Below are 12,050 nucleotides of genomic sequence, written 5' to 3'. Positions count from 1 at the left end.
GTGCCGGCCCGGCCGGCGGAGGACGATCAGCCGGAGAAGGGCTCGAAGCTGACCACTGTCACCTTGATGTCGGCGCCGCTCGGGGCGGTGTAGGTGCAGGCCTGGCCCGCCTTGCCGCCCAGGATCGCCCGGCCGAGGGCCGACTCGGGGCTGTAGACCGTCAGATCCGTGGTCGAGGCGATCTCACGTGAGCCGAGCAGGAACGTCTCTGTGTCGTCGGCGTCGTCGTCGAAGTAGATCGTCACGACCATCCCGGGCGCCACGGCGTCGACTGTCGGCGCTTCGCCGACCTGGGCCGTGCGGAGCAGCTCCTTCAGGTAGAGGATGCGCCCCTCGGCCTTGCCCTGCTCCTCGCGGGCGGCGTGGTAGCCGCCGTTTTCGCGCAGGTCGCCTTCCTCGCGCCGGGCGTTGATTTCGGCGGCGATGACCGGCCGGTTGGCGATCAACTCGTCGAGCTCGCCCTTCAGGCGGTCGTACGCGTCCTGGGACAGCCAGGTGGCGGGCGCCTCGTTGCCATTGGACACAGGCGGTCCTCCTCGGTTGTGCGTGCTGGCTGACAGGTGAACCTCCAAGTTACCAGTGCCCTACGACAAGGAGTGTCGGCGATCACGCCGGCCGGGTGCCGGGGGCGGCCAGCGACGGGAGTTCGACGACCGGAACTGTGGCTCCGGTGTTCACCGCCTCAGGCGGGTGGCCGGCAGCGGACGACCTCACCGATGAACGGTCGCGCCTCGGTGGCCAGCCGGTGCCGCACGGTGACGTGGCGCTGCCCGGCGGTGGCGGCCACCGGAACCTCCTCGCGGGCCACCTCGGCGCCGGCGTGGTCCCGGGCACGCAGCACGCACACCGCCGAGCCGCCGTCCGGCAGGTTCACCCGGAAGTCGACCACCACCTGCGTGTCCGTGATGTCGCCGTAGCTGATCACCTGGGCGTCGTACGCCGGATCGCCGTACTGCCGGTAGAGCCGGACCGAGACGGCGGTGAGCGCCGCGACCACGACGACGACCAGCAGCGCGGCGAGCATCGGCCGGCGGCGCCGGAGCGCGCGGCGGCGGCCGTACCGACCGGGCGGGAAGACCGGCGCGTCCGGTCCAAGTGTGGCGTGCGTCTCGGTCACCGGCGGGTATCTCCCTGGCGTTGTTGTCAGCGGTATCGGCAAGAATGGCAGAGTCCGCCATTCCTCGTTCGGCTCGGTCGCCGGATCTGGCTCAGCGTCGCGTACGGCCGAGGTCAAATATGACAGGCCGGCGCGGTCCGGTGCCGCTACGGGGAGGAAGTTGGCAGGTCAACGGGGGCCCGGGGTGGGTCGCCGGTGGGCAGAGACGAGGAGCGCCAACCTTGGCAGAGCAACTTCGACTCATGGCCGTTCACGCGCACCCCGACGACGAGTCGAGCAAGGGCGCCGCGACGATGGCGAAGTACGTCGCCGAAGGGGTGGACGTACTGGTCGTGACGTGTACGGGCGGTGAGCGGGGCAGCGTGCTCAACCCCAAGCTCGACCGCCCCGACGTCTGGGCGAACATCGCCGAGATCCGGCGCGCGGAGATGGACGCGGCGCGCGCGATCCTCGGCATCGAGCAGGCGTGGCTGGGTTTCGTCGACTCCGGCCTGCCCGAGGGTGACCCGCTGCCGCCACTGCCCGAGGGCTGCTTCGCCCTCCAGGACGTGGAGGTGGCGGCCGGTCCGCTCGTGCGGTTGATGCGTGAGTTCCGTCCGCACGTCGTCACCACCTACGACGAGGAGGGTGGCTACCCGCACCCGGACCACATCATGTGCCACAAGATCAGCGTGGCGGCCTTCGACGCGGCCGGCGACGCCGAGCGCTACCCCGAGCTGGGCGCGCCGTGGCAGCCGCTCAAGCTCTACTACGACATCGGCTTCTCCAAGGGCAAGATCCTGGCGTTGCACGAGGCCGTCGTGGCCACCGGGGTCGAGTCGCCGTACGCGGAGTGGCTGACCCGCTGGGAGGACCGGCCGGACAAGGGGCCCCGGATCACCACCCGGGTGCCGTGCGCCGAGTACTTCCCGGTGCGCGACGACGCGCTGCGGGCGCACGCCACCCAGGTCGACCCGGACGGCTTCTGGTTCCAGGTGCCGATGGAGTTGCAGCAGCGTGCCTGGCCGACTGAGGATTTCGAGCTGGTCCGCTCGTCGGTCGACACCCCCATGCCGGAGTCCGACCTGTTCGCGGGGGTACGGGGGACGGGTCATGCCCGCTGAGCGGGCACCGGGCTACCCTGGGCGCACACCGCGAACCGGAGGAATCCCATGCTGACCGCTGTCCAGGTGCTCGCCCAGAACAATTTCGGGGACACCCGCACGGGTGGTCTGGCCGGGCCGATGGGGCTGTTCCTCATCCTCGTCCTCGGTGCCGCGACCGTACTGCTGATCCGGAACATGAACGCCCGGCTGCGCCGGCTCCCGGACCGTTTCCCCGGCCAGGAGCCCACCGCACCGGGCACGGAGCCGATGGATCGCTCGGTCGGTGATCCGACAGGTGGGATCGTGACGGAGGATTCATCCACAGACGCCCCCAACGGGCACCAGCAGCACCGCGAGGGCTGATCGGAGCATGATTCACGCCGAACCGGATGGTCGACCCCTGTTGCGGCCATCGGGTTTGGCTTAGCCTTCCGCCGGGGGGACCAGAAGTCCTCAAGCTGCGCGGGAGGGGGCGCTGATGACCACCGCTGTCATGTCCGCCCGCCGCGTGGCCTGTTCCGGGCCGGCGGGAGGGGGTCGGTGACCTCCGGCAGGGCCGGTCAACTGCTCGACCGGCCCCCGGGCCGTGGCACGTCGATCGGGTTGCATCTGCTCACCGCCGTCCTCGTGGGCACCGCGCTCGTCACAGCGGTAGTGGGGCTGAGCCTGCCGGTCGGGTTGCCGGCGGACGACCAGCTCGGCGGGCCCGCCCGGTTCGGTCTCGCGGTCGCCCTCTTCGCCCTGTCCCAACTGGCCCGGCTGCGATTCCGCGCCGCAGCCGGCGTGGTCAACGTCACCTGGGCCGAAGCCGCGCTTATCGTCTGTCTCTATCTGGTACCCCCCGGCTGGCTGCCGGCGGCCGCGCTGCTCGGCGTCACGCTCGCCTGGACGGCACTCTCCGCCGTGGACGAGGGCCGAACCACAGCCGACGTGCTCCGCGTCGCGGGCACGCAGACCGCCGCAACCGCGCTGGCGGTGGCGGTCACCACAGCCCTGGGCCCGCCGATGCTTGCCACGCCGACCCCGTCTCTCGCGCTCGCGGTGGCCGCCGGTGCTACCGCCTACCTGCTGGCCGGCGCCGGGCTCGGCGGGATGATGCTGGCACTGCGGCACGGCATGCCGATCGGGCGTCCACTGCTCGCCGCGCTCCGCGGCAAGCTGCTGATGTTCGTCGGCAACGTGGTGGTCGGCCTGCTGGTGGTGGTGCTGATCGAGATCGACCCACGCTGGCTGCTGTTGCTGCCCGCTCCGCTGTGGCTGTTGCAGCAGACCTACCGGCAACGGCTGCGGGAGGACCGCGATCGGCGTACGTGGCGATCCCTCGCCGAGGCCACGAACGCGCTGAACCAACTCGACGAGCGGGGCGTCGCCACGGCGGGTGTCACCGGGGCGCTGGCGCTGTTCGAGGCCGAGACGGTCGACGTCGAGGTGGCCCGAGGCGACGGACGGTGGCGCCGCTACCGGGGCGACCCCGGCGGTCAGGTCGTCGACCGGGAAATCGCCCCGCCCGGCGATGACGAGCCCGAACCGGGGGAGCTGGTCCGTGACCTGTCGGTCGGTGAGACCCGGGTCGGCCGCCTGCGGGTGCGGTTCCCCCGTACCGCGCCACCCACCGGGCGAGAACGCGACGCCCACGCTGCCTTCGCCGACACCCTCGCGGCGGCACTGCACGATGCCGCCACCCACCGGGAACTGCGCCTGGTCACCGCCCGCTCGTCCTACGAGGCGGTGCACGACCCGCTGACCGGCCTGGCCAACCGGGCGGCGATGCTCGGCAAGGGCGACCAGGCGTTGCGGCAGTTGGCCCATGACCATCCCGTCGCCCTGCTGCTGCTGGACATCGACCAGTTCAAGGAGGTCAACGACACCCTCGGGCACGCTGCCGGCGACCAGTTGCTGCGGTTGACCGCGAACCGGTTGGGCTCCCTGGCCCGCGCGGGCGACCTGCTGGCCCGCCTCGGTGGCGACGAGTTCGCCCTGCTGCTGAGTTCGGTCCCGGTGGTCGGTGACCGCGCCGCACCCATGGCGTACGCGCTGCGCCAGGCCCGGGACATCGCCGAGCGGCTGGCCGCGCCCACCGAGGTGGCCGGGGTGCGGATGTCCGTAGAGGTGTCCGTCGGGGTGGTGGTGGCCCCAGCCGGTACCGCCGATCTGACCGAGCTGCTGCGCCGGGCCGACATCGCGATGTACCAGGCCAAGTCCGGTGGCGTCAGCGTGGCCGCGTACGACAGCTCACGCGACGCGGCCAGCACCGATCAGCTCGCCCTGCTCGCCGAGCTGCGGGAGGCGTTGCAGGCCGACGACCAGCTGGTGCTCGTGTTGCAGCCGGCTGTGGACCTGGTCACCGGAGCACCGACAGGCGTGGAGGCGTTGATCCGTTGGCGGCATCCACGGCGGGGCTGGCTGGGGCCCGCCGACTTCATCCGGCCGGTGGAGAACAGCGAGCAGCTCGGTGCCTTCACCCGCTACGTGCTGGACAAGGCGCTGGCCGTGGCCGCCGGTTGGGCCCGGGAGGGCCTGGACGTTCCCATCTCGGTGAACCTCTCCGCGCGCAGCCTGCTGGATCCCCGGCTGCCGGCGGAGATCGCCGAGGCGCTGCGTCGGCACCAGGTGCCGGCGGACCGGCTGGTCCTGGAGATCACCGAGACGGTGGTGATGAGCGAACTGGAGGTCATCGACCAGGTGCTCTCCACGTTGCGGTCGATGGGCGTGCAGTTGGCTGTGGACGACTTCGGCACCGGCTTCTCGTCCCTGGCGTTCCTCGCCCGGGTCACTGTGGACGAATTGAAGGTGGACCGCTCCTTCGTACTCCAGATGGCCGACTCACCGGAAGCGGCGGCCATCGTACGCAGCACCGTCGGGTTGGCCCACCAGTTGGGCCTGCGGGTGGTGGCCGAGGGGGTGGAGACGGCCGCGCAGCGTTCGGCGCTCGTCGAGCTGGGCTGCACCGCCGCCCAGGGCTACCACTTCTTCAAGCCGATGCCCGCCGACAAGATCGCCGCCGTCCTCGGGTCGCTCCGCGACACCGCCCCCAACAACGTCCTCCCCCTCCGCGCCGACGGCGCCTCCTGACCTTCACCGCCTACCTGAGCGGCACAGGCAACCTAGGCCATACTGATAAGGGGGCTTATCAAGAGTCGTTCGGCTTTGGGCCTTGCATGACCTAGGGGCGTCTGTCACTCTTGTGGTGCGGAAGGAAGATCTGTCGCAATCGCCGCCGGGACCCGGCTGCCGCGATACAACCGTGCGCCAAAAATGGCTTACCCCGGGGGGCTTGATATCAGAGGCCACACCCGGGGTCTACGCACCGAGAGTACCGCATCGCTGGGGTCATCGGAAGGGGATCGTGATGGACGAGGATGAGGCGCGTCGGCTGATTGGTCTACTCTCCGCGGAGCGGATGGCGCCTTACCTCAGGCGGTGTGCCGGCAACCCGGTGTCGGCGATCCGCCTTTACTACTGGAACATCGACATCACGAAGGCGCTGCAGGCGCACCTTCCGTTCCTGGAGCCGATCTTGCGGAACTCCATGGCCGCAGCCCTCACTCACATGACTAGCCGTGCGGATTGGTGGTGCCCCGGAGTTCTGCCGCTCAAGCCGCCAGAGGCGGCCCGTGTACAGAGAGCTCTCCACGCTTGCAGATCTCGCCAGGCCACCCTCCAGACCGGTCACGTGCTGGCCGAACTGAGCTTCGGCTTCTGGGCCGCGCTGCTAGGCCGAGAGTACGAGATGTCCCTCTGGCGGCCGGCTCTCCGGCATGCGTTCCCCGAGTACCGAGGCCCGCGTGGGCCATTGCACGCTGATCTTCACCACCTCAACCGGTTGCGTAACCGGATGGCCCACCATGAGCCGATCCACCACCGGCATCTTGCGGAGGACAACAACAAGATCTTCTCGGTCATGGGCTACGTCTCGTCCTTCGCGGCCAAGACGGTCAGGGCGAACGATCGGGTCCCTGAGGAGCTTGCTCGGAGGCCGGAGCTGTGAGCGAGACCGACGGGAATGTTGTCCGTGAAGTGGCGATGATGCAGATGGACCGAGCGGAGAGGACTGTCACGCAGCTCGTAACGATGACAGAGATAGCGGAGTTCGCCGAGGTGCGCCGCCCGACGGTCAGCAACTGGCGTCGCCGTCATCCCGACTTTCCCAATGCGGTGCGGGAGGAGGGCCAGTCGGCGCTCTTCGACTCGGCGGAGATCGCTCGCTGGCTGGACGCGCGCCCGTTGCCTCCGACTCTGCTGGCGGGCGGCGATGGTGAGCGGCTAGCGACGTACGGTGATGTCTTTCGGCGCGGCCTTGAGCTGCGGTCGCTGGGTGCCCTTAGGGACACCCTGCATGGTGACCGGCTGTTGGCCGTTGCGCTGGCACTGACCGCGCTGCGCGTGCTGGCAGGCGAGCCGTTGACTTTGGATGGTGTACCTGATGGCATTCGGCACGTCGCGAATTCGGGGCGTTCGGGTGAGGCCCAAGCCCTAGCCCGAAGCTTGCGGGAGTTGCCAGACGGTATTGAGCGACTACTCGATGTGGTCAACGCCCTTGTTCTCTCAGCCGGCGGCGCACGTGCAGTCGAGCGCCTGCTGAGTCAGGCCGACCGTCTGGGCTCGGCCAACCGACAGAACGCCACACCCGAGGTCGTCTCCGACCTCGTCGCGGCATTGGTGGGGCCGATGGCAGGGCTCACCCTGCTTGACCCGGCAGCGGGGCTCGGCTCGCTGCTGCTGAGGGTGGCGGGAGTGGTGACACCGGCGAAGGTCCAGGCGGCCGACGTTGATGAGGCAAAGGCTGACCTACTTCGGTGCCGGCTGATCTGTCATGGCCTGCCGGCCGAGGTGCGAGGCGTCGACGCCCTGCTCGACGGTTTGTCGGCAGTTGCCGACGTGGTAGTGGTCGACCCGCCGTTCAACCCGCTCGATCGGCGCACGAACGGTGTCCCGCTCGCGGCGGAACTCTCCCCGTGGGCCGAGGCCGCCGTGCGTTTCCTACGCCCCGGTGGGCGGGCGTTCCTGCTCGTGCCGCTGGCAGCGCTCCGCAGCACGCCGACCCGTCCGGGCGGGCTGCATCCGCTGGCGGTCGATGGCACCTTGCGGGCCGTGATCCAACTTCCTCGCCGGCTCCATTCGTTCCGTGTTGGCGTGGAGTTCGCGCTGCTCGTCTACGGAAGTCAGCCGGGGGAGCACCGCCAACTCGACGACGTGCTGTTCTGCGATGCCGATCGGTACACGGCCACGGGCGTCGAGGGTTGGGTCGCCGAGGTCGCCGGGTGGCTTAGCATGCCTGATGCTGCCCCGGCGGCATTCACCTGCCGGGGGCAGCCGAGAAGGTCCCTGGTGCCGGCGGACCGGCTGACGGACTTGCGACCCGCGGCCTTCGAACTGGCACGGCTACGCGAGGCGCAAATCGCTTTACACCGGTTCGAACCAGAGCTTGCGGACCTCCCTGTCGAACCACAGACGCGTGGATACCGCACGGTCGGGGAACTGTTCACGGTTTTGCCCGGTCGCAAGGCGGACGACAGTCGAATTCGCACAAACGATCCGACCGGTCTCCCGATCATCGGCGTCGCCGAGCTGACGGGTGCCGTCGCGGTGGGAAGCCGATCGATCGGCACACTTGACCTCAGCGACGCCGCGGAGGTCACCTATGCCGGCGACGTCGTCGTCCTCGCTGCCGACAAGATCAGAGCGATGGTGGACGAGGCAGGCGGCAGCATTGTGCAAAGCCCGGCCCAGGTGATACGTATCCCCGGGTTCGTCGACTACCAGCAAGGCCGGCCAGATGCTCAAGGGCGACCGAGGGAGCATCCGGGGATGACACCTCGGGTGCTGGCCGCGCTACTGACAGCGCCACGCAACGCCGGCCGGGCTACCGGCTCACTCGTCCGGCGAGTGGACCTCACTAGATTGGTGCTGCCGCGCCTTAAAACCGGGGAGGTCGTCCGGCTCGATGAGGTCTTGGCGACGATCGAGGAGAGTCGTCGTGGCGCAGCCGAGCACCTGGCCGCGATCGAAAGGATCCAGGCCGCCCTGGTGGCGGGCGTGGCCGAAGGTGCGCTCAGGGTCATCGTCGACAACGACGGCGTCAGCGAGGAAGGAAGCTAGGAGTCAGTGGTACGACGAAGCACCGCCCCGGCCAAGCCGGCGGATTTCAAGGCCACCCTGTGGAAGGCCGCCGACAAGCTGCGCGGGAGCATGGACTCCGCAGAATACAAGCACATAGTGCTCGGACTGGTCTTCCTCAAGTACGTCTCGGATGCCTTCACCGAGCGCCGGGAGGCCATCGCCGCCGAACTGGCGGAGGAGGGTATCACTGGCGAACGTGCCGAGAGGCTCCTGGAGGATCGCGACGAGTACACCGGTGAGGGTGTCTTCTGGGTGCGGCCAGACGCCCGCTGGGAGACCATCTCGGCCGGTGCCAAGAGCGCGGCCGGTGGGCGCACGGTCGGAGAGTTGATCGACGCGGCGATGCTCGCCATCGAGAGCGAGAACCCGGAGCTGCGGGGGGTGCTGCCGCACTTCTTCAACCGGTCGAGCGTGGACGAGCGCCGGCTCGGCGAGCTGGTCGATCTGATCGGCCGGATCGGATTCGGTGGCGGCGGCTCGCGCCGTGCCCGGGACATTCTGGGCGAGGTCTACGAATACTTCCTCGGGATGTTCGCGGCTGCCGAGGGCCGCCGGGGCGGCGAATATTTCACCCCGAAGAGCGTGGTGCGCCTGCTGGTCGAGGTGCTGGAACCGCAGCAGGGCGACCGGGTCTACGACCCGTGCTGCGGTTCGGGCGGCATGTTCGTGCAGGCCGAGAAGTTTATCGAGAGCCACGGCGGAAACCCGTTCAAGATCTCGGTGTACGGGCAGGAGATGGCTCAAACCACCTGGCGGTTGGCAAAGATGAACCTCGCCATCCACGGCATCGGTGCCGACCTCGGCCCGAAGTGGGAGGACACGTTCCGCCAGGATCTGCACCCGGACAGGCTCGCCGACGTCATCATGGCCAACCCGCCGTTCAACATCTCCGACTGGGGCGGCGACCGCCTCGGGATGGATGGCCGCTGGCAGTTCGGTGTGCCGCCGGCCGGCAACGCCAACTTCGCCTGGCTCCAACACATCGCCAGTAAGCTCTCCCCGCGCGGCAGCGCGGGCGTAGTCCTCGCGAACGGCTCGATGTCGTCGAAGCAGTCCGGCGAGGGCGACATCCGCCGCAACATGGTCACCGCCGACCTGGTGGCGTGCATGGTCGCCCTGCCTCCGCAGTTGTTCCGGCACACCCAGATCCCGGCCTGCCTTTGGTTCCTCACTAGGGACAAGACGCAACAGGGTGCTAAGCGCCTGCACGACCGACGCAACCAGATCCTCTTCATCGACGCCCGGGAGTTGGGCGTCATGACGAACCGGACGCTGCGCGAACTCACCGACGAGGAAATCACGCGGATTGGCGACACCTACCACCGCTGGCGCGGCACCGACAAGACAAGTCTCAAGAAGTACGCCGACGAACCCGGCTTCTGCTATTCGGCAACCCTTGACGAAATCAAGCAAAACGACTTCGTTCTTACTCCAAGTAGGTATGTTCGGGAGATCGACGCCTTGGTGGATGGGGCACCGATTAACGAACGGGTGAACAAGCTGACAAAAGAGTTGCTGTATCTTCTTGATCAAGCCCGCAGTCTGGATGATCGAATCCGTCTTGAGCTGGGGAAAGTTGATGTCTGAGTGGAAGTACTTTCAGATTCGAGATGTCGCCGATGTGTTTGATGGCCCTCATGCGACACCAACGAAGACGTCCTCAGGCCCATGGTTTCTTAGTATTTCAAGTCTGATTGATGGACGTCTTGATCTGCGCGAGTCCGCACATCTTTCGGATGACGATTTCTTCAAATGGACTCGACGAGTTACGCCTCAGGAGGGCGATGTGCTGTTCTCCTACGAGACTCGCCTTGGTGCCGCAGCGCTGATGCCTCGGGGGGTTCGGGCCTGCTTGGGCAGGCGGATGGCAATTCTCCGTCCGCGTGCTGGCGTCGATCCTCAATTTTTGCTCTATGCGTTTCTTGGTTCTGAGTTTCAGGAAACTATTCGCCGGAACGCCGTACATGGAGCGACGGTCGAACGCATCCCGCTGAATGAGCTTCCGGCGTGGCCAATTCGCCTACCGGGCTTGGCGGTTCAACGGGCGGCCGCGCGTGTGTTGGGAGTCCTAGACGAGAAGGCTTCACTGAATATCCAAATCGCCGAAACTGCTCTCCAATTGATGGATGCTACCTTCGCCTCCATAATTGGCAGCAGCGCGACCGGCTCCACCACGACTTTTGCTGAGTTGTCGCACCAAGGGGTGCTGGAGTTTGGAGATGGGTACCGTACTAAGCGCCCGGAGTTGGGGAAGCCCGGGTTGCCTATCCTCAGAGTTGCGGAGGTACAGGATGGTCGCGTGACTCCATCTCTTATCGACCATGTTAGCGACTCTCGTCGTGGCGCAATGGGCAATAAGGTCTCACGGGTAGGGGACGTCGTCCTGACTACAAAGGGCACTGTTGGTAGGGTCAGTATCATTCCTGCGGATGCTCCCGAGTTCGTATACAGTCCGCAACTGTGCTTCTTCCGTTTAGCTGATCCCTCCCCATTTTCCCGTTACTTTATGTTTGCCTGGTTTCGAGGTGAAGAGTTCCGGCGGCAAGCGCGTGGTATGAAGAGTCAGACCGATATGGCGGACTACCTCAGTCTTAGCGACATAAAATCCTTGACTATTACTGTGCCCGATCGTGAGGTGGAGCGGTCGCTTTCTCGGAAATTGGCAGTCTTGCATGAACGGGTAGAATCGGCGTACCGCGAGGCTCGGTCACTGAAAGCGCTAAGGAATGTGCTGCTTCCGGAGTTGACCTCGGGAGAGTTGCGGGTGGAGGAGGTCGAAGGGGAGAGCATTATCGATGGTGCCGAGATTTCGGTTGCTTAAGCTGGGGCAATCGTCACGCTCGACCTGTTTTCTTGCCAAGAGAGGTGACGAAGACCGTCCAGTTCTCGGGAGTTAGGGCGAGGGAAGGGCCGCTTCGGTCCTTGCTGTCACGAACCTCAACCCGGCCGTCAATGTAGCGAATCTCAATGCACTGGCCCTGGGTGCCGCTGCGGGTGCTGGTGCGCCAAGTCGTGCCGAGCGGTGTCAATGCCTGACTCCTCACTGCTCAACCATCACCTGCGCCGCCCCCCGAAGCATTTTGATCGAATCCCTTTTGCTGAGGGCGGCGGCGCGTAGTTCGTTGAAGATGATCGTACAGCGGACGGCTTCCTCTGATTCCCCGTGCACCGCGCCCGTCAAGCCTTCCGAGAAGACGATGCTGGTGTCGGGGCCTGGGAACTCCATGAGGGTGAACGAAGCGATCATGCCTGGGAAGATCGCCTGGCGGTGCGGGAGCACCTGGATCGAGACATGTGGCAGCTCATCGGCGGTGGCGGCGAGGTACTGAAGTTGTTCCCGCATCACGGACGGGCCACCAAAGGGCCGCCGCAGCACCGCTTCGTCGAGGATGATCCACAGCTCGGGAGGGTTTTCGCTGGTCAGCCGTTGCTGTCTGGTCAACTTTATCTGGACTTGACGGTCTGCATCCCCACTTGCCTGGATCGAGGTAGCTCGATCGTTCAGCGCTCGGGCGTACGCTTCGGTTTGTAGTAGGCCGTTGACCACGAGGGTCTCGTAGCACAGCAGAACCGATGCTTCGTGCTCGAAGCTGATGAAGCTGGCGTATGGACCGGTGATGGTCTGGCCGTAGCGGTTCCACCAGCCGCGTTGCTTGCTCTCCCGGGCGAGCTGTGTCAGCTCCGCGCGAATCTCCTGGCTGGTCACTTCCAGGGCGTCCAGTAGGTCA

General features: G+C 66.8%; 11 protein-coding genes. 7 read left to right on the top strand and 4 right to left on the bottom strand.

The window, feature by feature from the left end:
• Positions 1 to 26 precede the first annotated feature (26 nt).
• Both greA and Van01_RS23005 read right to left on the bottom strand, forming a co-directional pair.
• A complete protein-coding gene (gene greA, locus Van01_RS23010; RefSeq protein WP_099847505.1) occupies positions 27 to 524 on the bottom strand; it encodes a transcription elongation factor GreA in 498 nt (165 codons plus the stop codon).
• Between the two features lie 158 nt (positions 525 to 682).
• A complete protein-coding gene (locus tag Van01_RS23005) occupies positions 683 to 1,117 on the bottom strand; it encodes a DUF4307 domain-containing protein (RefSeq protein WP_204011328.1) in 435 nt (144 codons plus the stop codon).
• A gap of 221 nt (positions 1,118 to 1,338) precedes the next feature.
• On the opposite strand from Van01_RS23005, the gene mca reads away from it, so the two are divergent.
• From mca to Van01_RS22970, 7 genes are all read left to right on the top strand, one after another.
• Positions 1,339 to 2,220, top strand: coding sequence for a mycothiol conjugate amidase Mca (gene mca, locus Van01_RS23000; protein WP_204011326.1), 882 nt, complete (start codon positions 1,339 to 1,341; stop codon positions 2,218 to 2,220).
• A gap of 48 nt (positions 2,221 to 2,268) precedes the next feature.
• Entirely contained in the window at positions 2,269 to 2,565 is a 297-nt protein-coding gene (locus tag Van01_RS22995) for a hypothetical protein (protein ID WP_204011319.1), read from the top strand.
• A gap of 201 nt (positions 2,566 to 2,766) precedes the next feature.
• Positions 2,767 to 5,274 (top strand): putative bifunctional diguanylate cyclase/phosphodiesterase, encoded by a 2,508-nt coding sequence (locus Van01_RS22990; protein ID WP_239099243.1) that lies wholly within the window; start codon positions 2,767 to 2,769, stop codon positions 5,272 to 5,274.
• Between the two features lie 277 nt (positions 5,275 to 5,551).
• Positions 5,552 to 6,190 (top strand): hypothetical protein, encoded by a 639-nt coding sequence (locus Van01_RS22985; protein ID WP_204011313.1) that lies wholly within the window; start codon positions 5,552 to 5,554, stop codon positions 6,188 to 6,190.
• The gene (locus tag Van01_RS22980; protein WP_204011310.1) at positions 6,187 to 8,301 is read left to right on the top strand and encodes an N-6 DNA methylase; all 2,115 of its coding nucleotides are present in this window, start codon (positions 6,187 to 6,189) and stop codon (positions 8,299 to 8,301) included. The genes Van01_RS22985 and Van01_RS22980 overlap by 4 nt, the downstream gene beginning before the upstream one ends.
• A gap of 6 nt (positions 8,302 to 8,307) precedes the next feature.
• Entirely contained in the window at positions 8,308 to 9,909 is a 1,602-nt protein-coding gene (locus Van01_RS22975) for a class I SAM-dependent DNA methyltransferase (protein WP_239099241.1), read from the top strand.
• On the top strand, positions 9,902 to 11,143 hold the full coding sequence (locus tag Van01_RS22970; RefSeq protein WP_204011303.1) for a restriction endonuclease subunit S: 1,242 nt from the start codon (positions 9,902 to 9,904) through the stop codon (positions 11,141 to 11,143). The genes Van01_RS22975 and Van01_RS22970 overlap by 8 nt, the downstream gene beginning before the upstream one ends.
• A 13-nt stretch (positions 11,144 to 11,156) precedes the next feature.
• Here Van01_RS22970 and Van01_RS22965 read toward each other — a convergent pair whose 3' ends face one another.
• Together Van01_RS22965 and Van01_RS22960 are read right to left on the bottom strand one after the other, a co-directional pair.
• Positions 11,157 to 11,366, bottom strand: coding sequence for a DUF397 domain-containing protein (locus Van01_RS22965; protein WP_373306284.1), 210 nt, complete (start codon positions 11,364 to 11,366; stop codon positions 11,157 to 11,159).
• Positions 11,363 to 12,050 (bottom strand): DUF5753 domain-containing protein (locus Van01_RS22960; RefSeq protein WP_204011289.1); only part of this gene is annotated, 688 nt, incomplete at its 5' end. The genes Van01_RS22960 and Van01_RS22965, both read right to left, overlap by 4 nt.

It is taken from the genome of Micromonospora andamanensis, assembly GCF_016863495.1.
GTDB lineage: Bacteria > Actinomycetota > Actinomycetes > Mycobacteriales > Micromonosporaceae > Micromonospora > Micromonospora andamanensis.
Note: the sequence above shows the minus strand (reverse complement) of the source record. Positions and strands in the feature narration are given on the sequence as shown.

Bases quoted from the DNA above. Each gene is read 5' to 3' on its own strand.
- Van01_RS22995 (WP_204011319.1), top strand. From the start codon at position 2,269: ATGCTGACCGCTGTCCAGGTGCTCGCCCAGAACAATTTCGGGGACACC.
- Van01_RS22985 (WP_204011313.1), top strand. From the start codon at position 5,552: ATGGACGAGGATGAGGCGCGTCGGCTGATTGGTCTACTCTCCGCGGAG.
- Van01_RS22970 (WP_204011303.1), top strand. From the start codon at position 9,902: ATGTCTGAGTGGAAGTACTTTCAGATTCGAGATGTCGCCGATGTGTTT.